At 61.9% G+C, this 25915-nt stretch carries 25 protein-coding genes; 20 read left to right on the forward strand and 5 right to left on the reverse strand.

Going from position 1 to position 25915, the window contains the following annotated elements; all coding sequences use genetic code 11:
• Nucleotides 1-21 precede the first annotated feature (21 nt).
• Nucleotides 22-753 carry a phosphonate metabolism transcriptional regulator PhnF gene (gene phnF / locus FHT97_RS15715; RefSeq protein WP_183863458.1) on the reverse strand — a complete coding sequence of 244 codons (732 nt, stop codon included), beginning with the start codon at nucleotides 751-753 and terminating at the stop codon, nucleotides 22-24.
• Nucleotides 754-851: 98 nt separating this feature from the next.
• Between phnF and phnG the strand changes: the two genes are divergently transcribed.
• From phnG to FHT97_RS15760, 9 genes are all read left to right on the forward strand, one after another.
• The gene (gene phnG / locus FHT97_RS15720; RefSeq protein ID WP_183863460.1) at nucleotides 852-1319 is read left to right on the forward strand and encodes a phosphonate C-P lyase system protein PhnG; all 468 of its coding nucleotides are present in this window, start codon (nucleotides 852-854) and stop codon (nucleotides 1317-1319) included.
• A complete protein-coding gene (gene phnH / locus FHT97_RS15725; RefSeq protein ID WP_183863462.1) occupies nucleotides 1319-1927 on the forward strand; it encodes a phosphonate C-P lyase system protein PhnH in 609 nt (202 codons plus the stop codon). Before phnG ends, phnH begins: the two co-directional genes overlap by 1 nt.
• A gap of 3 nt (nucleotides 1928-1930) precedes the next feature.
• A complete protein-coding gene (locus FHT97_RS15730) occupies nucleotides 1931-3040 on the forward strand; it encodes a carbon-phosphorus lyase complex subunit PhnI (protein ID WP_183863464.1) in 1110 nt (369 codons plus the stop codon).
• Nucleotides 3037-3918, forward strand: a complete 882-nt coding sequence (locus FHT97_RS15735; RefSeq protein ID WP_183863466.1) for an alpha-D-ribose 1-methylphosphonate 5-phosphate C-P-lyase PhnJ — start codon at nucleotides 3037-3039, stop codon at nucleotides 3916-3918. The genes FHT97_RS15730 and FHT97_RS15735 overlap by 4 nt, the downstream gene beginning before the upstream one ends.
• Entirely contained in the window at nucleotides 3915-4691 is a 777-nt protein-coding gene (phnK, locus tag FHT97_RS15740) for a phosphonate C-P lyase system protein PhnK (RefSeq protein ID WP_183863468.1), read from the forward strand. Before FHT97_RS15735 ends, phnK begins: the two co-directional genes overlap by 4 nt.
• A gap of 64 nt (nucleotides 4692-4755) precedes the next feature.
• On the forward strand, nucleotides 4756-5466 hold the full coding sequence (gene phnL, locus FHT97_RS15745) for a phosphonate C-P lyase system protein PhnL (protein WP_183863470.1): 711 nt from the start codon (nucleotides 4756-4758) through the stop codon (nucleotides 5464-5466).
• Nucleotides 5463-6080: a DapH/DapD/GlmU-related protein gene (locus FHT97_RS15750; RefSeq protein ID WP_183863472.1), complete on the forward strand. Its 618-nt coding sequence runs from the start codon at nucleotides 5463-5465 to the stop codon at nucleotides 6078-6080. The genes phnL and FHT97_RS15750 overlap by 4 nt, the downstream gene beginning before the upstream one ends.
• 328 nt (nucleotides 6081-6408) lie before the next feature.
• Nucleotides 6409-6810, forward strand: a complete 402-nt coding sequence (locus FHT97_RS15755) for a hypothetical protein (RefSeq protein WP_183863474.1) — start codon at nucleotides 6409-6411, stop codon at nucleotides 6808-6810.
• Between the two features lie 79 nt (nucleotides 6811-6889).
• Nucleotides 6890-7420: a ribonuclease H gene (locus FHT97_RS15760; protein WP_183863476.1), complete on the forward strand. Its 531-nt coding sequence runs from the start codon at nucleotides 6890-6892 to the stop codon at nucleotides 7418-7420.
• 94 nt (nucleotides 7421-7514) lie between these two features.
• Here FHT97_RS15760 and FHT97_RS15765 read toward each other — a convergent pair whose 3' ends face one another.
• Nucleotides 7515-7727: a hypothetical protein gene (locus tag FHT97_RS15765; RefSeq protein WP_183863478.1), complete on the reverse strand. Its 213-nt coding sequence runs from the start codon at nucleotides 7725-7727 to the stop codon at nucleotides 7515-7517.
• Nucleotides 7728-7989: 262 nt separating this feature from the next.
• Between FHT97_RS15765 and phnC the strand changes: the two genes are divergently transcribed.
• The 8 genes from phnC (at nucleotide 7990) to FHT97_RS15805 (ending at nucleotide 15347) form a co-directional block, all read left to right on the forward strand.
• The gene (phnC, locus tag FHT97_RS15770; RefSeq protein WP_183863553.1) at nucleotides 7990-8835 is read left to right on the forward strand and encodes a phosphonate ABC transporter ATP-binding protein; all 846 of its coding nucleotides are present in this window, start codon (nucleotides 7990-7992) and stop codon (nucleotides 8833-8835) included.
• A gap of 89 nt (nucleotides 8836-8924) precedes the next feature.
• Nucleotides 8925-9830 carry a phosphonate ABC transporter substrate-binding protein gene (gene phnD / locus FHT97_RS15775; RefSeq protein ID WP_183863480.1) on the forward strand — a complete coding sequence of 302 codons (906 nt, stop codon included), beginning with the start codon at nucleotides 8925-8927 and terminating at the stop codon, nucleotides 9828-9830.
• 71 nt (nucleotides 9831-9901) lie between these two features.
• Nucleotides 9902-10882, forward strand: coding sequence for a phosphonate ABC transporter, permease protein PhnE (phnE, locus tag FHT97_RS15780; protein ID WP_183863482.1), 981 nt, complete (start codon nucleotides 9902-9904; stop codon nucleotides 10880-10882).
• 8 nt (nucleotides 10883-10890) lie between these two features.
• A complete protein-coding gene (gene phnE / locus FHT97_RS15785; protein ID WP_183863484.1) occupies nucleotides 10891-12231 on the forward strand; it encodes a phosphonate ABC transporter, permease protein PhnE in 1341 nt (446 codons plus the stop codon).
• Between the two features lie 131 nt (nucleotides 12232-12362).
• Nucleotides 12363-13058, forward strand: coding sequence for a DUF1045 domain-containing protein (locus tag FHT97_RS15790; protein WP_183863486.1), 696 nt, complete (start codon nucleotides 12363-12365; stop codon nucleotides 13056-13058).
• Nucleotides 13059-13070: 12 nt separating this feature from the next.
• Complete coding sequence (locus FHT97_RS15795; RefSeq protein WP_183863488.1) at nucleotides 13071-14210, forward strand: alpha-D-ribose 1-methylphosphonate 5-triphosphate diphosphatase; 1140 nt, start codon at nucleotides 13071-13073, stop codon at nucleotides 14208-14210.
• Nucleotides 14207-14806, forward strand: coding sequence for a phosphonate metabolism protein/1,5-bisphosphokinase (PRPP-forming) PhnN (phnN, locus tag FHT97_RS15800; protein ID WP_183863490.1), 600 nt, complete (start codon nucleotides 14207-14209; stop codon nucleotides 14804-14806). Before FHT97_RS15795 ends, phnN begins: the two co-directional genes overlap by 4 nt.
• Nucleotides 14807-14822: 16 nt before the next feature.
• Nucleotides 14823-15347, forward strand: coding sequence for a GrpB family protein (locus FHT97_RS15805; protein WP_183863492.1), 525 nt, complete (start codon nucleotides 14823-14825; stop codon nucleotides 15345-15347).
• Nucleotides 15348-15905: 558 nt separating this feature from the next.
• Here FHT97_RS15805 and FHT97_RS15810 read toward each other — a convergent pair.
• The 3 genes from FHT97_RS15810 to polA all read right to left on the reverse strand — a co-directional run bounded on the left by FHT97_RS15810 (nucleotide 15906) and on the right by polA (nucleotide 22082).
• Entirely contained in the window at nucleotides 15906-16283 is a 378-nt protein-coding gene (locus tag FHT97_RS15810; RefSeq protein ID WP_183863494.1) for a VOC family protein, read from the reverse strand.
• A gap of 275 nt (nucleotides 16284-16558) precedes the next feature.
• Nucleotides 16559-18910, reverse strand: coding sequence for a DNA translocase FtsK (locus tag FHT97_RS15815; protein ID WP_183863496.1), 2352 nt, complete (start codon nucleotides 18908-18910; stop codon nucleotides 16559-16561).
• A 172-nt stretch (nucleotides 18911-19082) separates the two neighbouring features.
• Nucleotides 19083-22082, reverse strand: a complete 3000-nt coding sequence (polA, locus tag FHT97_RS15820) for a DNA polymerase I (protein WP_183863498.1) — start codon at nucleotides 22080-22082, stop codon at nucleotides 19083-19085.
• Nucleotides 22083-22504: 422 nt separating this feature from the next.
• Between polA and FHT97_RS15825 the strand changes: the two genes are divergently transcribed.
• The 3 genes from FHT97_RS15825 to FHT97_RS15835 all read left to right on the forward strand — a co-directional run bounded on the left by FHT97_RS15825 (nucleotide 22505) and on the right by FHT97_RS15835 (nucleotide 25752).
• A complete protein-coding gene (locus tag FHT97_RS15825) occupies nucleotides 22505-22921 on the forward strand; it encodes a MarR family transcriptional regulator (protein ID WP_183753487.1) in 417 nt (138 codons plus the stop codon).
• Between the two features lie 241 nt (nucleotides 22922-23162).
• Nucleotides 23163-24551, forward strand: coding sequence for a dipeptidase (locus FHT97_RS15830; protein WP_183863500.1), 1389 nt, complete (start codon nucleotides 23163-23165; stop codon nucleotides 24549-24551).
• A 478-nt stretch (nucleotides 24552-25029) separates the two neighbouring features.
• Nucleotides 25030-25752 (forward strand): SH3 domain-containing protein, encoded by a 723-nt coding sequence (locus tag FHT97_RS15835; protein ID WP_259126375.1) that lies wholly within the window; start codon nucleotides 25030-25032, stop codon nucleotides 25750-25752.
• The last annotated feature ends 163 nt before the right edge of the window (nucleotides 25753-25915 follow it).

The following is a 25915-nucleotide window of genomic DNA, read 5'->3' on the forward strand; positions in this document are numbered from 1 at the left end:
CAGGTTTTCAGACGCGCCCTCTCAATTCTCGATCGTGAACTGTACGCGGTCGGCCGCAAACCGGCTGATCGCATATTGCACCGGCACGCCTTCGAGGTCGGTGTTGACGGCCTTGGTGATCAGCAGGATCGCGCCGGGCGCCAGTTCGAGTGCTGCGGTATCCGCCTCATCGGCATGGACGGCGGTGATCTCGGTGGTCGCGCGCACGTAGTCGGATAGTCCAAGCTCCGCAAAGGCCTTGGTGATCGATTCCGTCCGCTTGTAGGCGTCGGGCATGCCGCCGAAGCGCGCGGCCGGAAACCACGCCGTCGCGCAGGAGACCGGGCGGCCATCGGCCTTGCGCACCGTTTCCATGCGCACGACAGGCTCGCCCGGCCGGATCTTCAGCCCGCGCGCCACGTCCGCGTCAGCCTTCTCCTCCGAATGGGAAAGCAGCAGTGCGCGCATCTCGCGCGCCTGCTCGCCGATCCCTGTTGTAAACCGGGTGCGCTTGGTGATCGGAAAGTTCAGCCGCTCCTTGCGCTCGATCAGCGTGCCGCGCCCCTGCACGGCGCGCACGATACCCTCCTGGGCAAGGGCAGCGATCGCGCTTCTGACTGTATGTCTGTTGACGCCGAACTGCAGCGCCAGCACCGTCTCCGGCGGCACCATGCCGGTCTCGTCATAGGCACCGGCGCTGATCGCCTGGCGAATGCGGTCGGCGATCTGCCGCCACAGCGCCACGCCCGTCTGTCTTTGTACCTGCCCCGCCATTTTACCCCTTGATGTCACACGCTTGTCATGTCGCCGATTTAAGCGTAACCATATCTTGTATAGTTGTCTATATCAATAAACATTTAAAGGATGTGGCGATGACCTTAGCGGAAAAGAATGAGCCGGGGGCAGGTGGGCGCAAGCGCGTCGTCGACCTGCTTGCGCGTGCGGAGCGGCAGGAGCTGGTCGCGGCTTGGGACAAGCTGGCGGAAAAGCCGGCGGTCCAGCCTGTGCGCGGACCGGAAACGGGCCTCGTCATGGTCCGGGGTCGGATGGGCGGCGGCGGTGCGCCGTTCAACCTCGGTGAGGTGACGGTGACCCGCGCCACCGTGCGCCTTGCCTCGGGCTCAGTCGGTCACGCCCAGGCGCTCGGCACCGATCGTGAGAAGGCCCGGCTCTCCGCCATCTTCGACGCCCTCTGGCAGGAGCAGACCACACAATCCTTCGTCGAGCAGGCGCTGCTGCAGCCGGTCGCCGCACGCGTGGCGGATGCCGATCGCCGCAAGGCCGATGAGACGGCAGCAACCCGCGTCGATTTCTTCACCATGGTTCGCGGAGACGACTGATGAGCCTCAAGACGGAAGTTCTGACTGGTGGCTTTGCCGAGCCGGTCTTCCACGCCCAGCGGGTTTTCAAGCTGATGATGGATGCGATGGCGCGTCCGGGCACGATCCAGACGGTTTCCCCCGATGCTTTGCCGCCGGCCCCCCTCGGCGTTGCGGCAGGCGCGATCGCGCTGACGCTCTGCGATCACGATACCCCGGTCTGGCTGTCATCAGGTCTCGCGAAATCCGCCGTGCCGCAATGGCTCGGCTTCCACACCGGCGCGCCTGTCACGCCGGAGAAGGCCGAAGCGCGCTTCGCCTTCGTCGAAGCCGGAACGCCTCTGTCGTCCTTCGGTCTCTTTGCCGCCGGCACCCAGGAGTATCCTGACCGTTCGACGACACTGGTCATCGAACTGGCGGATATCGAAGGCGGCCGCAAGCTGGCGCTCATGGGCCCTGGCATCAAGACGGTCACCGATATCGCGCCGCTTGGCCTGCCCGACACCTTCCTGCGCCTCTGGACGGAGAACCGCGCCCTCTTCCCGCGCGGCATCGACATCGTGCTGACCTCGGGCAGCCGGTTCGTCTGCCTGCCGCGCACCACCAAGATCACCGCAACGGAGATGTGACCCATGTATGTTGCTGTCAAAGGGGGCGAAGCCGCCATTGCCAACGCCCATCGCCTGCTGGCGGATCGCCGTCGCGGTGACCGTTCGTTGCCGGCTATCGGTATCGACCAGATCGTCGCGCAGCTGGCGCTGGCCGTCGACCGTGTCATGGCCGAAGCCTCGCTCTACGATCGCACGCTTGCCGCTCTCGCCGTCCGCCAGTCGCGCGGCGACATGATCGAGGCGATCTTCCTGCTTCGCGCCTATCGCACGACGCTGCCGCGCTTCGGTTATAGCAAGCCGGTCGATACCGCCCGCATGAAGATCGAGCGCCGCGTCTCCGCCACCTACAAGGATCTGCCGGGCGGCCAGCTGCTCGGTCCGACCTTCGACTATACGCATCGCCTCCTCGACCCTTCGCTGCTGTCAGACGAAGCCGTCGAGGAGCCGACACTTCGCGATGCCGAATCCGGCCGCGTCATGCGCGTTTCGGAAATTCTGGCACAGGAAGGCCTGATCGAGGGCGATGGCGAAATGCCCGAGGATCACGAGATCGGCGACCTGACGCGCGAGCCGATGGAATTCCCGATGACCCGCGATCTGCGCCTGCAGGCGCTGGCCCGCGGCGACGAAGGCTTCCTGCTGGCGCTCGGCTATTCGACCCAGCGCGGTTACGGCCGCAACCATCCCTTCACCGGCGAAATCCGCATCGGTGAAGTCGAGGTCGAATTCGATGTTCCCGAACTTGGTTTCGCCGTCTCGCTCGGCACCATCCAGGTGACGGAGTGCCAGATGGTCAACCAGTTCAAGGGTTCGTCCAAGGCGCCGCCGCAGTTCACCCGCGGCTACGGCCTGGTTTTCGGCCAGAGCGAGCGCAAGGCAATGTCGATGTCGCTTGTCGATCGAGCACTGCGCGCCGAAGAACTCGGCGAAGACATCACGGCTCCGGCACAGGACGAGGAATTCGTCATCTCGCATGCCGACAACGTTCAATCGACCGGCTTCGTCGAGCATCTGAAGCTGCCGCATTACATCGACTTTCAGGCGGAACTCGATCTGGTTCGCCGCATGCGCAACGAATTCGAAGCCAACCGCGTCGGCGGCGATGACACGATGAAGGAGGCTGCGGAATGACCGATCTAGCCAGCTACAATTTCGCTTATCTGGACGAACAGACGAAGCGCATGATCCGCCGCGCGATCCTGAAGGCGATCGCCATTCCCGGCTATCAGGTGCCGTTCGCCTCGCGCGAGATGCCGATGCCTTACGGCTGGGGCACCGGCGGCGTGCAGGTCACGGCCTCGATCATCGGGCCGGATGATGTCCTCAAGGTCATCGACCAGGGCGCCGACGACACGACCAACGCCGTCTCGATCCGCGCCTTCTTCCAGAAGGTTGCGAATGTCGCGGTGACGACGCACACCAAGGACGCGACGATCATCCAGACCCGCCACCGCATCCCGGAAGAGAAGCTCGGGGCCAACCAGGTGCTGGTCTACCAGGTTCCGATCCCGGAGCCGCTCCGCTTCCTCGAGCCGCGCGAGACCGAGACCCGCAAGATGCACGCGCTTGAGGAATATGGCCTCATGCATGTGAAGCTCTACGAGGACATCGCGCACAACGGCCGCATCTCGAAGACCTATGCTTATCCGGTCAAGGTTGCCGGCCGCTACGTCATGGATCCGTCGCCGACGCCGAAGTTCGACAATCCGAAAATGCACATGTCGGACGCGTTGCAGCTCTTCGGGGCAGGGCGCGAGAAGCGCATCTATGCGGTTCCGCCCTATACCGAAGTCGTCAGCCTCGATTTCGACGACTACCCCTTCGAGATCCAGCGCTTCGGCAAGCCTTGTGCGCTCTGCGGCGCCGAGGAGGTCTATCTCGACGAGGTCATCCTCGATGACAAGGGCGGGCGCATGTTCGTCTGCTCCGACACCGACCATTGCGAAGACCGCCGCGCCCATGGGCATGCCGGCGAGATGTTGGCACCCAATCAGGAGGCCGCCGAATGAGCGACACCCCGCTTCTCAAAGTCAATGACGTCTCGAAATTCTACGGCAACCGCATCGGCTGCCGGAATGTCTCCTTCGAGCTCTGGCCCGGCGAAGTGCTCGCCATCGTCGGTGAATCCGGCTCAGGCAAGACGACACTGCTCAACTGTATCTCGACGCGCCTGATGCCGACGACCGGCAGCGTCGAATACCACATGCGCGACGGCGCCTATCGCGACCTCTATCGCATGAACGAGGCCGAGCGCCGCTTCCTGATGCGCACCGACTGGGGTTTCGTGCATCAGAATCCGGCTGACGGTCTGCGCATGACGGTCTCGGCCGGCGCCAATGTCGGCGAACGCCTGATGGCGATCGGCGATCGCCACTACGGCAATATCCGCTCCACCGCGGTCGACTGGCTGCAGCGCGTCGAGATCGACGAGGGTCGTATCGACGACCAGCCGCGGGCCTTCTCCGGCGGCATGCGGCAGCGCCTGCAGATCGCCCGCAATCTGGTGACCGGCCCGCGTCTGGTGTTCATGGACGAGCCGACCGGCGGCCTCGATGTGTCGGTGCAGGCCCGCCTGCTCGATCTCGTTCGCGGGCTCGTCAACGATCTTGGTCTTGCCGCCATCATCGTCACCCACGACCTTGCCGTCGCGCGCCTGCTGTCGCACCGCATGATGGTGATGAAGGATGGCCATGTCATCGAGCAGGGGCTGACCGATCGTGTGCTTGACGATCCGCGCGAGCCGTACACGCAGCTCCTCGTTTCCTCCATCCTGCAGGTCTGATCGCGAATGCCGTTCTGACTCCGGCTACCGGTGTCCGCGGCAAGCGAAACTAAGGAAAGAAATCATGGCAACGCCACTCGTTGTTTCTGAAGTCGTCAAGAGCTTCACCATGCACCTGCGCGACGGCATCAAGCTGCCGGTCGTTTCGGATGTATCCTTTTCCGTTGCCTGCGGGGAATGCGTCGTGCTCGGCGGCCCGTCGGGCATCGGCAAGAGCTCGCTCTTGAAGATGATCTACGGCAACTACGCCGTCGATAGCGGCCAGATCCTCATCAAGCATCACGACAAGATCGTCGATCTGGCAACAGCCGACCCGCGCACCGTCATCGCCGTGCGCCGCGATACGCTTGGCTATGTCAGCCAGTTCCTGCGCACCGTGCCGCGCGTCGCGGCGATCGACGTTGTTGCCGAGCCGCTGGTTGCCCGTGGCGAGAAGGCGGAAACGGCACGCGAAAAGGCGGCAGACCTTCTCGCGAAGCTGAACCTGCCGGAAGCGCTCTGGCAGCTTCCGCCAGCCACCTTCTCCGGCGGCGAGCAGCAGCGCGTAAACATCGCCCGCGGCTTCATCACCGATCACACAGTCCTGCTGCTCGACGAGCCGACCGCTTCCCTCGATGCCAGGAACCGCGCCGTCGTCGTCGGCATGATCGAGGAGAAGAAGAAGGCGGGCGTCGCCCTGCTCGGCATCTTCCACGATGAGGAAGTGCGCGAAGCCGTCGCCGACCGCATTCTCGACGTCCAGAAGTTCTCGCCGCGAAAGGCAATCGCAGCATGAGCCGCAAGATTGGCCTCGAGCCTTATTTCCATGAATCGGCATCCGTGAAGAACGCCACCTTCGGCCGCTTCACGGAGGTCTCGGAGCGTTGCCGCATCGAGGAGGTCGAGTTCGGCGACTATTCCTATGTCATGCAGGACGGCGCCATCTGGTGCGCGACGATCGGTAAGTTCGTCAACATCGCAGCATCGGTGCGCATTAATGCCACCAACCACCCGACCTGGCGCGCGACGCTGCACCATTTCACCTATCGCGCCGCCGATTATTGGCCGGATGCCGATATGGAGACCGACTTCTTCGAATGGCGCCGCTCTAACCGCGTCGTCATTGGCCACGACGTCTGGATCGGTCACGGCGCCACCGTCCTGCCCGGCGTCACGGTCGGCAATGGCGCCGTCATTGGCGCCGGTGCCGTCGTCTCCAAGGATGTCGCGCCCTACACCATCGTCGGCGGCGTCCCGGCCAAGCTGATCCGCGAACGCTTCCCGAAAGAGGTCGGCGAACGGATGGACAAGCTCGCCTGGTGGGACTGGGAGCACGATCGCCTGCGCGTTGCCCTGGCCGATTTCCGCGCGCTGAGCGCCGAAGATTTCCTCGCCCGCTACGAAGCATGATCGGGCGCCCCGGAGCTTGGCCGCCCAAAAGCGGCCGGCCGATCACCGCTATTCGCGGCTCGCCCGGGCGCTAAAACTTGCAGCCGACGAAGCATCGGCGCACCCCGTTGTCACAATAGTCGCGTCTGTCTCTGCTAGGGAAGAGCCGGAGGCGACCCCTGTTTGCCGCAAGGATACCACCCGTTTGGCCGTGGATGAGCTTGCGCGAATGCCAATTCCTGTAAGAATCGGAAATACATTGTGACTAAGTCTTTACAAAAGCTAACCTTTTCCGACTTGTCTGATAAACGTACTTCATGGATATTAGGCTGATCTTGAGGAAGTCATCATGATCAGAATGATTGAAGATCCGGCGGAATTGGCCGGCGAAGATATCACTGGCAAATATATTCTGCGCAAGCTGAACTATCATTGGTTCGCTTACGGCAAGGCTGCGATCGTGACGGCCTGCAAGGGCACGATCCTGCAGCTTGAGCGTGAGGAAACGGTCTATTCGGAACAGTGGGGTCGTCGCGCCTACACGGGAACCGGCAAGCGGTATCCGGGTGGCATCTGTCCGATATCGGCGGTCGCCTGCGTCTGCGATACCCCGGACGACGTAAATGCCGTCATCCAGCTCGATGTCGAAGCGACAGACGAGTTCTATCGGCTGATCGCCAGGACGGAAGCCAGGGTTCGCGCCCTTGCATCTTCGTCAGAGAACGCGGTGTTTCTGGCTGCTGCCGAATAGGTCTGGCTTTCCGGACGGCTCGGCGTAAGACCGAGCCTCCGCGATCCGTCCTTCGCGGATGGATATCCACAAGGCGCAAATGACCGACCACCCCGACACTGTCCTCCTCCCTGAAAATGTCGCTGCCGGGCAAGAACTCTACGTCTTCGCGGACGGTTGCTACGAACCTGTTTCAAGCGAGGGTGGCTGGGCGTTCGTGGTCCATCGCGACGATGCGGAAGTCGCCTGCGGTTTTGGCGGCGTCAAGGATACCGCCAACAATACGACGGAACTGATCGCGCTGCTCGAAGCCGTGACCTGGATCAACGCCAACGCCACGGAGGAAGCTGCTGTCGTATGGTCCGACTCGGCTTACGCCGTCAAAGGCTGCAATCAGTGGCGCCACATCTGGAAGAACAACGGCTGGAAGAAGATAAGTGCCAACGCGAAGGCCCGGAGCCGAACCATCGCAAATCCGGATCTCTGGAAAGCGATCGACGGCCAGCTGTCTCGCAATCGCCTGCTGACCATCGCCTGGTGCAAGGGCCATTCGGGCCTTGCCGGCAACGAGCGCGCGGATGAGCTTGCCGAGCGCGGCCGCCTGTCGTTGCGTGGCAAAGGTACCCGGTGAACGGTTGACTCAGGCTGGTCCGGCCGCGGCGGTGCGGTTTCCGGTAGGGGCTGCCGGCGCGTAACTTGCCGCGATCAACTGTTGGCTTCGGCCCTCACGCCCACGGGTTCTTCGCCAGCTGCCATTCACCGTTCTCATCGGGCTCGACGCGCTTGTTGCCGCGGTAGAAGATCGGCAGTCCGGTCTTCTTGTCCATCGAGAAGCGGCTGGGCGTGAACTTCTCGTCCTCGTGTCCGCGGGTGGCGAGAGCGAGTGCCTCTTTGAACTTGCCGCCTTTGCACAGGCTTTTGAAGAGTGTCTGATCCATCGCTTTGCTCCACTATCGTCGGGTCCCGGATTGCCTGCCATCGACTGGCGGTCCGGTCAACCGTCAACGGCGACAGGCCGGGGGTTGAAATCGCGAGGCGAGACGCCGACCAGCAGGCCCTTGTCTGCAGGCAAGCCGGCGGGTTTCGTTATCCACCAAAGCCTCGATTATGACAGTCCTTACACAAAACTGACATTGGAGCTTCATGAACCGGGACTAATGCACTGCCCCATATCGCACCTGGACTATGAGGAAGAGCATGATGTTCGAACTGAAGAATGTCACCCGCCGTTTCGGAACCAAGACTGCCGTCGATTCCGTGACGCTCGATATTCCTCAGGGACAGATGGTCGGCATCATCGGCCGCTCGGGCGCGGGCAAGTCCACGCTGCTGCGTATGATCAACCGCCTGCAGGAGCCGACGTCAGGCTCGATCCATTTCGCAGGCGTCGAAGTCTCGCGTCTGCGTGGCCATGCACTGCGCAATTGGCAGCGCGACTGTGCGATGATCTTCCAGCAGTTCAATCTCGTGCCGCGTCTCGACGTGCTGACGAACGTCATGCTCGGCCGCCTCAACCACCGCTCGACGACAATGAGCCTGCTCGGCGTCTTCAGCCGCGAAGAGCGCATTCACGCCATTGCCGCCCTCGAGCGTCTTGGCATCGAGCAGACGGCGCTGCAGATGGCCGGCACCTTGTCGGGTGGCCAGCAGCAGCGCGTCGCCATTGCCCGCGCCCTGATGCAGAACCCGAAGATGCTGCTCGCCGATGAGCCGATCGCCTCGCTCGATCCGCTGAACGCCAAGATCGTCATGGATGCACTCCGCGACATCAACGAGCGTGAAGGCATCACCGTCGTCACCAACCTGCATACGCTCGACACCGCGCGCAATTACTGCGAGCGCATCGTCGGCATGTCGGCCGGTCGCGTCGTCTTCGATGGCAAGCCGTCCGAACTGACGGCGGAAGCCGTCAAGCAGATCTACGGCACCGACAAGAACGGCGCCGGCATCGACGAAACGATGACGTCGACCTCGATCAACATTCCCGCGGCCGCAGCCGCGCAACAATCCGCCGGCTTGCAACCGCTGGCGCTGGCCGGTCTCTGAGAGGGGCGGCCTCGATCGTAAGCCTGCGTTATGGGCACACTTCTTCTTAAACAGAATTGCCGGAGACCCCGGTCAATCAGGAGAGAACCATGTTGAAGAAAGCACTTTTTGCCGCCACGGCGCTGTTTGCGCTCGCTGGCGTTTCGCATGCTGCCGACCTCAAGGAATTCCGCGTCGGTATCCTCGGCGGCGAAAACGAAGCCGACCGTCTTCGCAACTACGCCTGCCTTGCCGACCACCTGAAGCAGGAGTTCGGCTTCGAGAAGGTTTCGCTCTTCCCGGCTGCCGACTATGACGGCGTTATCCAGGGTCTCCTCGGCGGCACGCTCGACTTCGCAGAACTCGGTGCTTCCGGTTACGCAGCCGTCCACATCAAGGATCCGAAGGCTGTAACCCCGATCCTGACGACGCAGCAGGAAGACGGCTCGACCGGCTACTACTCGATCGGTCTCGCTCTGAAGTCGGCCGGCATCAAGGACATCAAGGACGCCAAGGGCAAGAAGCTCGGCTACGCCGATCCGGACTCCACGTCTGGTTACCTGATCCCGCTGACGCAGATCCCGAAGGACACCGGCGTTCCGAACGACAAGTACTTCGCTTCGACGCAGTTCAACGGCGGCCACGAGAACAACCTTCTCGCTGCCTATGACGGCAAGGTCGACGTTGCTGTTGACGATAGCTCGGGCATCGGCGACTTCAAGGACGGCTACACCTCCGGCACCTTCCGCAAGGCTGTCGACAAGGGCACCGTTGATCCGAACAAGCTCGTTGAAGTATGGCGCTCGCCGCTGATCCCGAACGGCCCGCTCGTCGTTCGCAACGAACTCGGCACCGAGTGGCAGGCCAAGCTCACGGACTTCTTCATGAAGCTTCCGGAAAAGGACGCCAAGTGCTTCGCAGCCATCGAAGGCGGCGACTTCAAGGGCTACTCCAAGGTCAAGCCTGACTTCTACAACGCGATCATCGACGCTCGTAAGGCTGCCATCGGCGGCTGATCGATCTTGAGATCGAGAGGGGCGGCCCTTGTGGCCGCCCTTTTTCCTGCCAAGAAAGCGGACATCGTTTCATGACCTTTGCCGATCCCCATTCCCAGACGCACCGCGCGCAGCAACCGCAGCAGAGCGCCCATGAAATCGGCGAGGCGTGGAGCAAGATGGTGGCGCGCCGGCGCCTCTACACTGGTCTCGGCCTGGTGATCCTCCTGGTCGCTTTCGTCAGCTCCGTGAAGTTCGCGGACGAAAGCAATGCCGGCCATTTCTTCGAACGCCTTCCGCACCTCTTCGATTTCGTGAGCTGGCTTGTTCCGAAGGACTGGAACGACGTCTGGCGGGCGCTGTTCGATATCGAAAGCCCGAGCCACCAGACCGGCGAAGAATACAATTTCGCGCTCGGTCGTGTGCCTGTATGGGGCAGCTTCTACATCCCCGAATATTTCGAGCTGATGATCATCACGATCAACATCGCGCTGGTCTCGACCATCATCGGCTTTGTCTTCGCCGTGCCGATGAGCTTCCTCGCAGCCCGCAACCTTTCGCCTTCTTCGCCGCTGCGCATCGTCGTCAAGCGCCTGATGGAATTCCTGCGCGCCTTTCCCGAGATCGTAATCGCCGGCCTCTTTGCCGCGATCCTCTCGATCGGTCCGGTCGCCGCCATCATCGCCGTCAGTCTTCACACGATCGGCGCACTTGGAAAGCTCTTCTACGAAGTCGTCGAGAATATCGACATGAAGCCGGATGAAGGCATGAAGGCCGTCGGCGCCAGCTGGGCCGAGCGCGTCCGCTTTGCCGCGCTGCCGCAGGTTCTGCCGAATTTCATGTCCTATGCGCTGCTTCGCCTGGAGGTCAATGTCCGTGCCTCCACCATCATCGGCGCCGTCGGCGGCGGCGGTATCGGCGAGGAGCTGAAGCTTTCCATCTCGCGCGGTTTCGGTGCCAAGACCGTGGCACTGGTTCTGTTGCTCTTCATCACCATTGTCGCGGTTGACCAGTTCTCCGCATGGCTGCGCCGCCGCCTCGTCGGCGAGCATGCCTTCCTTCTGCAGCATTGAGGTCCGCCATGACGGTGATCGACGCCAACCGGATGCATGAAATCGAACTCCGCTATCCGGACTACTTCAAACGTTCCTTCCGTCAGCGGTTCGGCGGCCTGATGATCGTCATCGCGACGCTGCTTTATGGCGTCTACGCCACCTGGTTCTTCGACTTGCCGAAGCTGCTGGCCGAAGCGCATTGGGAACGTGTCGGCCTCTATCTCAGCCAGTGGGTAAGCTACGACGTCCAGCCGGAATTCCGCATCGGCGATACCGGCATCACCGTCAAGTATCCGCGCTTCTCGCCGCTGGGCGACAACCCGCATCCCGATTGGGTGGTCAACAACCCGGATGGCAGCGTCTCGGTTTCGGTGAGTGGCGAGAGCCGCACGGTCACGGTTTCGAAGACCGAAGCCGTCGTCACGGCCCACGGCATCGCTGTCCCGGTCGAACTGTCGAGCGGTGCGCCGAAGGTCGTGGGCCCCGTCCCGAGCTGGATGACAGTCTATGACGACAACGTTCTTGCCGATCTCGGCTTTGCCGGCGACGTCAGCATCTCCGCCGACCGCGTAAAGATCCGCAAGCGCTTCCTCGGCTGGGCGAATTTCGTCTTCGACACTCAATCGCCGTTCTTCGACAAGCCGGCCGGCGAGGTCCTGAGCCTGATCGTTTCGGGTCCGGAACTGAAGCCCGGTCAATCCAATCTGTCGCTTGCTTTCGACAATATCTGGCACAACAGCGCCTGGCAGCATGGCGATGTCTGGACAAAGCTTTTCCAGACCATTGTCATGGCCTTCCTCGGCACCCTGTTTGGTGCGCTGGCAGCCTTCCCGCTCGCGTTCCTGGCGGCGCGCAACATCACGCCGAACAGGCTGTTGAATCAGGTCCTGAAGCGCTCCTTCGACTTCCTGCGTTCGGTCGACATGCTGATATGGGCGCTGTTTCTGACCCGCGCCTTCGGCCCCGGTCCACTCGCCGGCTCCGGCGCGATCTTCCTCACGGAAACCGGCACGCTCGGCAAACTCTATTCCGAAGGCCTCGAGAATATCGACAACAAGCCGCGCGAAGGCATCAAGTCGACAGGTGCGTCCACGATGCTCACGCACCGCTACGGCATCATCCCGCAGATCGTTCCTGTCTTTGTCAGCCAGACGCTTTACCAGTGGGAATCGAACGTCCGCGGTGCGACGATCATCGGCGCCGTTGGCGCGGGCGGTATCGGCCTCAAGCTCTGGGAATCGATGCGCACCAACGCAAACTGGGAAAACGTCGCCTACATGGTTCTTCTGATCCTGATGGTGGTGTTCCTGTTCGACATGGCTTCGAACGCCCTGCGTCACCGGCTGATGGGAACGAAGACACATTAAATGTGAGTATCGGCCTCGGCCATCATCATTCTGTCACGGAAATCTTTTAGCCGGAAACCGGCCTTGCAGTTGCCGTGCAAATCGCGGCAGACTGCGGCCCGCTTTCGGAACGATTTCCCAGGATACGCGTCTTGCGCTACGCACTCTATTTCACGCCGCCGAAGGATCATCCTTTGAACGGCACGGCTTCGCTCTGGCTTGGCCGCGATGCCTTCACCGGCGAAACTTATCCGGCTCCCGAATATCCGGAGATGCCGGCCGGCGAACAGTTCGAGCTGACCGCCGATCCGCGGCGTTACGGCTTCCACGCGACCATCAAGGCGCCGTTCAGCCTGGCGGCCTCCGTGACCGAGAAGGACCTGATCCCGGTCGTCGAGGATTTTGCCGCTCGCACGCCTGCTTTCGAGATTCCGGAACTGGTGCTCGGCCAGCTCGGCCGCTTTTTCGCGCTGATCCCCGGTTTCCTGCATCCGCCGCTTCAGGATTTCGCTGCGAAGGTGGTAAAGTCCTTCGAACCGTTCCGCGCCGCGCTCTCGGAGGCCGATGTCGCGCGCCGCAAGCCGGAGGAGCTGACGGAAAGCCAGAGGGCCAATCTGCTGCGCTGGGGCTATCCCTACGTCATGGATGACTTCGGTTTCCACATGACCCTGACCGGCAAGGTGCCACCCGAGCGATCGGGCGTGATGAAGGAAATCCTGGCCGAGCGATTTTCGGCCTTCACGGGCCGGCCGCTGGCAATCTCCGGCCTGGCCGTATTCGTCGAGGAGGCGCGGGGCGCCCCGTTCAAAGTTCATTCCTGGTGGCCGCTTGCCGGCGCTGAAAGCTGAAAGACCTGATCCATGAGCAAAGAAACCGTCTTTTCCAATGCGCGTATCGTCCTCGAAGACGAGATCGTCAACGGATCGGTCCTCGTCCGCGATGGCAAGATCGCCGATATCTCGACGGGCAGCTCTCATATCGGCGAAGACTTCGAGGGCGACTACCTGATCCCCGGTCTCGTCGAACTGCATACGGACCATCTCGAGGGTCACTATTCGCCGCGCCCCGGCCTGCGCTGGCACAAGACGGCGGCAATCCAGGCGCACGACGCCCAGATCGTCACCTCGGGCATCACAACGGTTTTCGATTGCCTGCGCATGGGTGCTGATGAAGACGGCGGCTTCGAGCATGGTGAAATGCGCGAGATGGCCGATGCGATCCAGAAGGCCGAGGAGGAAGGTCGCCTGCGTGCCGAGCACCTGATCCACCTGCGCTGCGAAGTCTCCGCCGACAACGTGCTGCAGCACTTCGCCGATTTCGAAAACGATCCCTATGTCCGTCTGGTCTCGTTGATGGATCACGCTCCCGGCCAGCGCCAGTTCCAGACGATGGACCAGTACATCTTTTACTATCAGAAGAAGCGCGGCCTCTCCGACGCCGAGTTCGCAAAGTTCGTTGATCGCCGCGTGTCCGAATCCGAGCGCAATTCCACGCCGCACCGCACGGCCATTTCCAAGGTCTGCGCCGAGCGCGGTATCACCGTTGCCAGCCACGACGACGCCACGCTCGCCCATGTCGACGAGGCGATCGAGAACGGCGTGCGCCTCGCTGAGTTCCCGACCAGCTTCGATGCGGCCAAGGCATCGCATGGCCATGGCATGAGCGTCCTGATGGGCGCCCCCAACGTGGTGCGTGGCAAGTCCCACTCCGGCAACATCGCGGCCCGCGACCTTGCGGAGCGGGGCGTGCTGGACGTGTTGTCGTCGGATTACGTGCCACTCAGCCTGCTCTACGCGCCGTTCATCCTGGCCGACGACGTCGAGAGCATTTCGCTGCCGCAGGCAATCGCCATGGTTACGTCGACGCCGGCGCGCACCGTCAACCTCAACGACCGTGGCCGGATCGCGCCTAGCCTGCGCGCTGACCTCGTGCGGGTCTACCGGGACCACGGCGTTCCGGTCACTCGCTCCGTGTGGCGCGAAGGACGCCGAGTCGCATGATGCCCTCGCACGAACCTCACATTGTTCCGGGAACGGAGCGCGGCATCATGGTGGTCGTCGTCGGCCCGAGCGGTGCCGGCAAGGACACGCTGATGGCGCTCGCCGCCAAGCACTTCCAGGGCCGCCCGGATGTGCATTTTGTCCGCCGTGTCATCACCCGCCACACCCATGCCAGCGGCGAGCAGCATCTCGCCGTGTCGGCCCAGGGTTTCGCGTCGATGGAGCAGGCCGGAAACTTCGCGGTCTGGTGGGAAGCGCACGGCTTGAAATATGGCATTCCGGCTGAGGTGTCGGTCGCGCTCGCACAAGGGAATCTGGTTATTGCCAACGGTTCGCGTTCGGCGCTCCACCACTTCAAGGCCGTATTCCCGCGGCTCAAGGTCATCAATGTGACAGCGACCGCCGAGGTGTTGGCAAGCCGCCTGGAGGCTCGCGGCCGCGAGACGCATGAAGACATCATGGCCAGGCTCGCACGCGGCCCCCTGACGGTGCGCGGCGATTACGACGTGGTCGACCTGGACAACAGCGGTTCGCTGGAAGAAGGCGGAAGCAGGATCATCGATGCGCTGAACGCGTTTCTGGCCGAGATCGGCTGACGCGGAGGTGGGGGGCATGCGGCCGATCACGGTTCTCGATTATGACCCGGCATGGCCCGCTCTCTTCGACGCCGCAAGACGCGAACTGCTGACGCTGGCGGCGGATAGTATCCTCACGATCGAGCATATCGGCAGCACAGCGGTCCCTGGACTGGCGGCGAAGCCGAAGATCGATCTCGATGCCGTGCTGGTGGACGAAACAGCACGTAATTCGGTCGCCTCTTTGCTTCCATCTGCCGGTTTCCGGGCTCACGGCGATCCCCACGGCGACGGCCGCTGGCCCTTCACCCGCGATCATGAGGGCTATGGCCTACGCCTCTATCTCTGCACACCTAGTAATCCGGCTCACCGTAACCGTATCCTGTTTCGCGACCACCTCCGCCGCCACCCGCAAAAGGCGGCCGAGTATCAGGCGCTGAAACGTCACCTTGCCGCAAAGGCCAATGGCGACTGGGATATCTACACCGGCGGCAAGAGCGATTTCGTCGCAGAGACGTTGCGGTTTGCGATGATCGAGGCCGAACGGTCGTTGCGCGGATAATTTTCTTGCGTAGCAGGAAACTTCGAAGCGATCTCAGGCGCTTGCCCGCCGTATTGTCCCCGCCCATCCCCGCATCCATGATCTGACGCACACTGGTGGCGTCATTGGACAGGGAGCCGGGTCGCGAACCGGATCTGACAAAACTGGTCGAAAGTCCGGCGTTCGATGATGGTTGCAGAAGAGGGGTCGCAAGTCGTCGGGGCTGGCGATCCGCCGCATCGGAAAGGCCGAGAGACGCTCCTGTCGGCCCGAAAGGGCGGAGATCTCGATGCGATCGGGCAGGCTGCACCGCCTGACAATCCCTATCTACTATAACCGCCGCCTGCCTATTCCCAGCCAGTCCACGCCGTACCGGAGCTCTTTCCGGTGCGGGGCTTTGTGTTGCCCGGCAACGGGTGCGGTTGGAAACAGGATGGACAGCTTCGGTCGACAGGCTTGCGATTTACCCGATAGCGAAATGGATCGGGTGCGGACATTCTCCGGTCCAAGCAGGCGAAGCACGGGTGTCCCGCCTGCCAGAGAGACCGAACGCACGATGCGCCCGGCTCTTGCGTTGGCCTAGATCACCTGCCCGACATCGATACGGTTGCCATCTGGATCCTCGAACACGAAGGCGCGCAGGCCATAGTCTTTGTCCTGCAGCCTCTTGATGATCCGCGCGCCATGCGCCTGGCACAGCGTATAGAGAGCATCCGCATCGTCGACCATGAGATGAGCGACGTTGAAGTTGGGGATTTCGTGGTTCGGTTGCAGCGTCAGATGCAGTTCGGCGGCATCACGCTTCAGGATAACGAAGCCGACCGGGTTGCCGTTCTCAAACACCTTGGTGAAGCCCATCACGCCGCTATAAAAGTCCACTGCCCGACCGATATCTTTTACGGGAAGCATCGCGGCGATGCGTCCGAAGCGGACACCGTGATCAGCGATCTCTGTCATCGCTCAATCTCCTTCCGAGACGTCACGAATGGCTCCGGCGGTGCGGAAGACCATGCGCGCGCTCCAATGTTTCAGCATGAAGGGCGGTGCCTACCGGGGCATCTATAGCTGCGGACGCGTCGTGTCGCAATTGCCGACTTTCTCGGCCGTCGCGCCCGTGACTGACTTCGCAAGAAGCCGAATCCCAGCATTGTCGAGGACTGGGAACGCGCTGTGGCCTCGTCCCCAGGCTGGCGGTCACTTGCGCGCCGCCAGCGGTTCTCCCCTCCGGGAGATCATTCCCCTTCGCCGCGTCCAGCCACGATCTCGCGCTTGCCGACGTGGTTGGCCGGGCCGACGAGGCCTTCCTTCTCCATGCGCTCGACGAGCGAGGCGGCACGGTTGTAGCCGATGCCGAGGCGGCGCTGGATATAGGAGGTCGAGCACTTCTTGTCGCGCAGGACGACCTTGACGGCCTGCTGGTAGAGCTCGTCGCCGTCTTCGGAGCCCATGGCGCTCTTGTCGAAGACCGCGCTGTCCTCTTCCTCGCCGGCCTCGTCTTCCTCGTCAGCCGTAACCGTATCGAGATATTCAGGGCGACCTTGCGTCTTCAGATGCGCGACGACCTTCTCGACTTCGGCATCCGAAACGAACGGTCCGTGCACGCGAGAAATCCGCCCGCCGCCCTGCATATGCAGCATGTCGCCCTGGCCGAGCAGCTGCTCGGCGCCCTGTTCGCCAAGGATGGTGCGGCTGTCGATCTTAGACGTCACCTGGAAGGAGATGCGCGTCGGGAAGTTCGCCTTGATCGTACCGGTGATGACGTCGACCGAGGGGCGCTGCGTCGCCATGATCAGGTGGATGCCGGCCGCTCGCGCCATCTGCGCCAGCCGCTGGATCGCGCCTTCGATTTCCTTGCCGGCGACCATCATCAGGTCGGCCATCTCGTCGACGATGACGACGATGTAAGGCATCGGCGTCAGGTCCATCTCCTGCTGCTCCTCGATGGGAGCACCAGTGCTTCTGTCGAAGCCGGTCTGGACCATGACGTGGATCGTCTCGCCCTTGTCGCGCGCCTGCGCCACGCGGCTGTTGTAGCCGTCGATATTGCGCACGCCGAGGCGCGACATCTTGCGATAGCGATCCTCCATCTCGCGCACCGCCCACTTGAGCGCCATGACGGCCTTCTTAGGGTCGGTGACGACAGGTGTCAGCAGGTGCGGGATGCCGTCATAGACGGAGAGTTCCAGCATCTTCGGATCGACCATGATCAGGCGGCACTGCTCCGGCGACATCCGGTAGAGCAGCGACAGGATCATCGTGTTGATGGCAACCGACTTGCCCGAACCGGTGGTGCCGGCGACGAGCAGGTGCGGCATCTTCGCGAGCTCGGCGATGACAGGCTCGCCGCCAATCGTCTTGCCGAGGCCGAGTGCGAGCTTGAAGCTGCTCTTCTCGAAGTCGGCGCTTTCGATCATCTCGCGGAAATAGACGGTTTCGCGGAGCGCATTCGGCAGTTCGATGCCGATGACGTTGCGGCCGGGAACCACGGCGACGCGTGCCGACAGCGCCGACATCGAGCGGGCGATATCGTCGGCAAGGCCAATCACGCGCGACGATTTCACGCCCGGTGCCGGCTCGAACTCGTAAAGCGTGACGACGGGGCCGGGGCGGACATGGATGATCTCGCCCTTGATGCCGAAATCCTCGAGCACGCTTTCGAGAAGCCCGGCATTCTGCTCGAGCGTCTCCTGCGACATGATCTCGCCGACACGTTCCGGTGGCTCCTGCAGCAACGAGTGCGACGGGAATTCGTAGCCCGAGGCATCGACCCTCGAGGGGACGACCTTCGGCGCAGCAAAGCGAGGGGCCGGTGCGAGCGGCTGCGGCGCCAAGGCGCGAACCGGCAGTGGAGCGATCGGCTGCGTCTTTGGCTCGACTGGTACCGCTTCTTCCAAGCGGGTCTGCTCGGTCGCGACGGGGCTTTGCGCTGCGCGGCCCCGCGTCAAACCGGGAGCGGGCGCGACGGGCAGCGGCGCTACTGGTTCAGGCGCCGGCGCAACGGCGATGGCCTGATGTTGTCGACCTGGCCGCCACTCCATGACGCGGAACCGGCTGATGATCGATTCGGGGCTGACCTCTGGCTTCGGCAGCGAAACTACCGGCGGCAGCAGGATCGGTTCCGCCGCCGCTTCCTCGAATGCCATGACTTCCCAGAACGCGAAGTCCGAGATGGCAGCCAGTTCCGTGGAGGCGCGGACAATTGTCTGGGTTTCGGGCTCGGCCGACATCATCGGTGATACAGCCACAGCCGGCTGCACTTCGATCGCAGGCGGAATCACGGCTTCATAGATCTCGAGCGGAAGGTTAGCGACTACGGGCGCCAGCGATTCCACGCTTGCGCCGATTTCCGCCGCAACGCGCTCCTGCAGCGCAAGCGGCGGCGTGCGAACGGCTGGCGTCGGCACGCGCTTCGGATTGATCAGATTCTCGGGCGTGCGGGTAAACCGCACATTCGGAGCCAGTGAAAAATTGTTCTGCCAGATAGGTGCCGTAGGCTTCTCGCCTGCGTGTTCCTGCAGCTGTTCACCTTCGACTTCCGCGGAAATCTCCTCGGCCCCTGTCAGATTGGTTCTAGGAAAGCGCATACGACCGCTACTCACTCATGATTAGCAACTAATACCCGCTCTCGAATTAGGAAATGAAGGTTAATAAGTTCCTTCCGTCCGCGCCTTCATTCGCCGCGGAATTCATGCAAAACCATTTTTTATCAATGGCTTGAACGGTAGTGAAAATTTTAATGGATTTTCGACGAAGCGCTCAGTGCGCTTCGTCCCAGTTGGTGGCGGAGCGCGCGTCGACCCTGAGCGGCACACGCATTTCAAGTGCCGGCATAGTGGCGTTTTCCATCACCGAAACGATGATCGGCGTCGCCTTCTCGACGTCTGCGTCCTCGACTTCGAAGATCAGTTCGTCATGCACTTGCAGGAGCATGCGGACGCGATCGCCAAGCCCTGCTTCCGCGAGCGCCGGTTCCATCTTGATCATTGCCCGGCGAATGATATCGGCCGCCGATCCCTGGATCGGAGCATTGATTGCCGCTCGCTCGTTGAAGGCGCGAACCGACGGGTTGGAAGAGCGAATCTCCGGATAGTTGATTCGCCGCCCGAAGATCGTCTCGACGTAGCCCTTGTCACGCGCCATCTGCTTGCGGCTGTCCATGTAGTCGCGGATGCCGGGGAAGCGTTCGAAATACTTCTTGATGTAGTCGCCCGCTTCCGAGCGCTCGATCGAGAGCTGATTGGCGAGGCCGAACGCGGAAATGCCGTAGATGATGCCGAAGTTGATGGCCTTGGCGCGACGTCGCACTTCGGACGGCATGCCCTCGACGGGTACGCTGAACATCTCCGACGCGGTCATCGCATGAATGTCGACGCCATCGGCAAACGCCTGCGTCAGCTGCGGAATCTCGGCGACATGGGCGAGCACGCGCAGCTCGATCTGGCTGTAGTCGGCCGAAATCAGCTTGTGGCCCGGCGACGAAATGAATGCCGTGCGGATCTTGCGGCCTTCCGCAGTGCGTACAGGAATGTTCTGCAGGTTCGGTTCCGAGGAGGATAGGCGACCTGTTGTCGTCGACGCCAGCGAATACGACGTGTGAACCCGCTTCGTCTGGGGATGGACGTATCCCGGCAGCGCGTCCGTATAGGTCGACTTGAGCTTGGTCAGCTGGCGCCAGTCGACGATCTTGCGTGGCAGTTCGAAGCCCGCAGCGGCGAGGTCTTCGAGCACGCTTGCCGAGGTGGACCACTGGCCGGTCTTCGTCTTCGTACCGCCGGCCAGTCCCATCTTGCCGAACAGGATATCGCCCAGCTGCTTCGGCGAGCCGATGGTGAAGCGCCCGCCGGCGAGCTTGAAAATTTCCTCCTCGAGCGCGGCAGCGCCCTGCGCGAGATCGCCGGACAGGCGCGACAGGATTTGCCTGTCGACGGTAATCCCGCGCTCTTCCATATGGGCGAGAACCGGAAGCAGGGGCCGTTCGAGGCGTTCGTAAACCGTCGTCAGCCTCTCGGCGGCAAGACGCGGTTTCAGCACCAGCCAGAGCCTGAGCGTGATCTCCGCATCCTCTGCGGCATAGTGCGTCGCGCGATCGATATCGACGAGGTCGAATGTAACGTTCGACTTACCGCTACCGGCCACGTCCTTGTAGGCAATCGGCGTATGGCCAAGGAACTTCTCCGACAGCGGGTCCATTCCGTGTGCGCCGGTTCCGGCGTCGAGCACATAAGAGATCAGCATCGTATCGTCGAAGTTTTTCGTTTCGACGCCGTATCGCTTCATCAAGAGGTAGTCGTATTTCAGGTTCTGGGCGACCTTCAGGATCGCCTCGTCTTCCAAAAGCGCCTTCAGCCGGGGCAGGGCGTCGCGCATCGGGATCTGGTTCTCGGCCAATCCGCCGCCGAGCAGATCGCCGAAGCCCGTCTTGTGGCCGATCGGGATGTAGGCGGCGCGGATGCTGGTGCCGGTGGCATTCTTATCGTTGTCGGCGATCGCCATCGAGAATCCGACGAGTTCTGCCTGCATCGCATCGAGCGACGTCGTCTCGGTGTCGAAGCCAACCACTCCGGTATCGCGCGCATCGGCAATCCATTTGTCGAGCGTCGCTACATCGCGAATGGTGACATAGCGCGAGTGATCGAAGGGTAGCGAGGCAAAAGCCTCGGCGCGTGCCTTGGCAAGGTCGCCGGGCAGGAAGGTACCTTCTCGACCGTTCACGCCATTCGTCTTCGCGGGGACGGGCACCGCGTCGCCGGCAACGTCGGGAATGCCCCCGGCCACCGGCTCGGGCTCTGCGCTGTCCAGATCGGGACCCCGCGCCGATGCACCCCATTCGACCGGAACGTCAACGGCGTCGATGGCGCTGGCGTCGCAATCGCAAGCCTCGGCAACGCGCCGCGTCAGCGATGTGAACTGCATTGCCTTCAGGAAGCCGATCAGCTTTGGCCCGTTTTGCGGCTCGAGGATCAGGTCTTCCACCTTAAGTTCGAGCGGAACGTCGGTACGCAGTCGCACCAGTTCGCGTGACAGGCGGGCCTTGTCGGCATTCTCGATGATCGTCTGGCGGCGCTTCTCCTGCTTGATCTCGGTCGCGCGTTCGAGAAGCGCATCGAGATTGCCGTACTCGGCAAGCAGCTGCGCCGCCGTCTTCGGACCGATGCCTGGGATGCCGGGCACGTTGTCGACCGAGTCGCCTGTCATCGCCTGAAGATCGATCATCTTCTCGGGCGGCACGCCCCATTTCTCGATGACGTCAGGAATGCCGATCTGCTTGTCCTTCATGCTGTCATACATGTGGACCGCAGTCGTAACCAGCTGCATCAGATCCTTGTCCGAAGAGACGATCGTCACGTCAGCGCCGAGGGCCTCGGCCTGGCGGGCGTAAGTTGCGATGATGTCGTCGGCCTCGAAACCCTCCGTCTCGATGCACGGCAGATTAAAGGCCCGCGTTGCCTGCCGGATCAGCCCGAATTGCGGGATAAGCTCGTCGGGCGGAGTGGAGCGGTTTGCCTTGTAGGCATCGTAGAGATCCTTGCGGAACGTCTTTGCCGAGTAGTCGAAAATAACGGCAAGATGCGTTGGGGTCACGCCGACCGATGTGTCGCGCGCATCCGTCAGCAGCTTCCACAACATGTTGCAGAATCCTGACACAGCGCCGACCGGCAAACCATCGGATTTGCGGGTCAAAGGGGGGAGTGCGTGAAAGGCTCTAAAAATGAAACCGGAGCCGTCGACTAGGAAAAGATGATCGCCTTTTTTCATGGCGTCATGGATAGCGCGGCGACCTTGGAAGGTCCATATAAACTTGGAGACCGAAAAGATTCCGCCTCACCAAACTGTTACCAATTTGTAATAGTCAATGCTCGGCTTTCCCTTGAAAAGCCACATTCCCGATCACAAATGATTACTACCGACGTTTGATCGTGTTTGGTCGCGTCGAGGGTCTGATAGCTGGCTTGTCCCCCGCCGCATCGGACTTGGACAAAGGCCTTATCCCCTCTCCGGGCCTTTGTCCCCATTTTAGAGCCGCCATAGCCAGACCTCCAGGCTATGGCGGCTTTGTTTTTCTGCTCTATCTTCCGAAGGACAACCTGCGATGAAGCACTTGTGATGCGTCGTATGCGATTTGTTGCACTGTTTCGTCGAGTTTTTTGCGACTAACTGAGAAGATGGGAAGTAATCGTATGGACTCGGGGGCCTACCTTGCCAGCCAGCTGGCCAAGGGCTTTGCTCGTTCGCTGCAGCGGCGCGCGGCGCGGCTCGGCTTTTCGCCAGGGCAGTTCCCGGTTCTTCTCGAACTCTGGGCCGAGGACGGGCTGACGCAGAAGCAGCTACTGGCCCGCGTCGACATCGAGCAGGCGACCATGGCGAACACGCTTGCACGCATGGCGCGCGACGGGTTGATCGACCGTCGTCCGCATCCATCCGACAAGCGGGCCCAGCTGATCTTTCTCACCGACAAGGCAAAGGGCATGGAAGATGATGCGATCGAGGCGGCGCGAGAAGCCGACCTTGCGCTATTTCAGGGCTTCAAGAGTTTCGAACGGGAGCTGACCCTCGAATATATCCGCCGGCTTCTCGACAACGCCAAGAAGCTTTGAGCAGGCGCCATTTCGCTGCCGTTATCGGTGTCGCGTTGTAAAGGCGGTCAAACTCGTCTCCGTGTACGGAAAGAAAATTTTCGTATGCAGCCAGCCTTACGCTCGGTTCGATATCAGGCTTACCGAAAGGCTGATCCCTTGCCCCAGTCCTCGCTGTAGCGTTCCGTTGCTCTGCTTTTTTCGCCTCGAAAGCAGTCGACCTTTGGTCTATCGTCCCGCGAAATTTCGAAAGGAGTCGAAAATGACCGATGCAATACCGGTGCTTTCGCGCGCGGACCAGAACCTGCCATCAAGCCTCGACAAGCTGTTTGAGCTATTGAGGATCAAGTCCATCTCGACCGATCCCGCCTTCAAGGCGGAGTGCCGCAAGGCGGCGGAATGGCTCGTGTCCTATCTGAAGACGCTGGGTTTCGAGGCTTCCGTACGCGACACGCCCGGTCACCCCATGGTTGTCGCTCATCACGCAGCGGCAAGCGCCGACGCGCCGCATGTGCTGTTCTACGGCCACTATGACGTCCAGCCCGTCGATCCCATCGAACTTTGGGAGAACGATCCCTTCGAGCCGGCGATCAAGGACATCGGCAACGGCCGAAAGGTCCTCACCGGTCGCGGCACCTCCGACGACAAGGGCCAGTTGATGACCTTCGTCGAGGCCTGCCGCGCGTATAAGGAAGTCAACGGTGCGTTGCCCTGCCGCATTACCATCCTCTTCGAAGGCGAAGAAGAATCGGGTTCACCGTCGCTGAAACCGTTCCTCGAGGCCAACGCCGCCGAACTGAAGGCGGACTACGCCCTGGTTTGCGACACCGGCATGTGGGACCGTGATACCCCGGCGATTGCCGCAGCGCTTCGCGGGCTTGTCGGCGAGGAGGTTGTCGTAACTGCGGCTGATCGCGACCTGCATTCCGGCTTGTTCGGCGGTGCGGCTGCCAACCCGATCCATATTCTGACGGCCATTCTCGCTGGACTGCACGATGAAACCGGCCGTATCACCCTCGAAGGTTTCTATAACGGTGTCGAGGAAACCCCGGCCAACATCAAGGCATCCTGGGAAACCCTCGGCAAGACGGCGGAGACCTTCCTCGGGGAGGTTGGCCTGTCGATTCCTTCGGGTGAAAAGGGCAGGTCCGTCCTTGAACTGACCTGGGCGCGGCCGACCGCCGAGGTCAACGGCATCTGGGGTGGCTATACGGGCGAGGGCTTCAAGACGGTGATCGCAGCCAAGGCCTCGGCCAAGGTTTCGTTCCGTCTCGTAGGGAGCCAGGATCCAAGCGCCATTCGCGAAAGCTTCCGCGCCTATGTCCGGTCGAAGATCCCGGCGGATTGCTCTGTCGAATTCCACCCGCACGGCGGTTCGCCGGCCATCCATCTTTCCTATGATTCGCCGGTTCTGACAAAGGCGAAGAACGCGCTTTCCGACGAGTGGCCGAAGCCTGCCGTCGTCATCGGCATGGGCGGATCGATCCCGATCGTCGGTGACTTCCAGAAGATGCTCGGCATGGAGTCGTTGCTCGTCGGCTTCGGCCTCAGCGACGATCGCATTCACTCGCCCAACGAGAAGTACGAACTGGTGTCCTATCACAAGGGCATCCGCTCCTGGATCCGCATCCTGGAAGCGCTGGCCAAGTGACGGTCGGAAGGTGCGCCTGCTTCGCGGGCGCCTGAAAAACAAAAAGGCCGGAACAAACCGGCCTTTCGTCATTCGCTTCACTTCGATGCCAGTACATCCGTGGTCAAGGAGGAAGCGAATGTTGCAGCCAGACTGATCGGGAAAGGTTAACGAATGGTTAACCAGCGAGCCACGATCACAATGGCGGAAGCGGCAACGTTGCTGGCGCGCCCAGCTTTCCACCGGCTGCAATCTGTTGAGCCTTATGTCGGTATGCCCGTCCCGCGTTTCAAGCGAGCCTCGCATATTTTTGCGTTTCGAGGCTTTCGGCTGTTCAACTCAGGTTCATCTGAGCGAACTACAAACCATTGAAAGAAAAAGGTGATTGGCTGAATCGACGCGGGGCGACGAATGGCGAACGCGTGTCCGATGCACCAGGCGACCTCTTCGAAACGCGCAGGCGGCGTGATCCGCGTGCGTCGGCAAAGGAGTTTAAAACGTGAAGTCCATACTGACGACGGCCGCTGCCGTGGCGGCCCTTTTACTTGCGCCTGCGGTCGCGGAAGCCGCAGGAGGATTTGTCACAGCCAACGTCAACATGCGCGCCGGGCCGAGCACGCAATACCCTGCCGTCACCGTCATTCCGGCGGGCGAATCGGTGGAGATTCATGGTTGCCTTGCGGATGTTCCATGGTGCGATGTGGAGTTTTACGGCGGTCGCGGGTGGGTAGCTGGTCGCTACGTGCAGGCGCTGTATCAAAGCCGGCGCGTCTATGTGGGGCCGGAATACTACCGTCCACTCGGAATTCCGACCGTGGTCTTCAGCGTCGGAAATTACTGGGACCGCTACTATCGCAATCGCGACTTTTATCGGGACCGGGATCGTTGGCGCCGGAATTCGGTCTATGATCGTCCGCCCGCTGCCGTCCGGCCGGCGCGACCGCCGGAATTTGACGGACGCCCGCGCCCCGACCGCCCGCGGCCCGATTTCGATCGTGGTCCCAATCGCCGGCCCGATGGAAACCGCGGCCCGGATCGCCGCCGGGATTTCGGCGGCCGCCCGGACGCTCAGGATTTCCAGGGGCGACCCAGTGACAACCGTCACGATTTCCAGCGACCGCCGCAGCGGACCGACGACGCGAATCAGCGTCGCGGTGGTGATGGTCGTCGTGGACCCCCACGCTGCCAGCCGGGTGATCCGAGTTGCGGATCTCAGCAGTAAACGGATAAGGCGGCCGCAGGCCGCCTTTTTGCATACGAGATGAAATGTCTGGAGCAGACAGAGGACGGCCCGGCGCTCTGGGAGAGACACCGGGCCGGATCGCGATCGGCTCGTTTGAGGGGAGACGGCCGACCTTTAGCGAAACGTGTAGGGCGTGTTTCGC

The organism is Rhizobium sp. BK399, from assembly GCF_014194695.1.
In the GTDB taxonomy this organism is placed as follows: domain Bacteria; phylum Pseudomonadota; class Alphaproteobacteria; order Rhizobiales; family Rhizobiaceae; genus Rhizobium.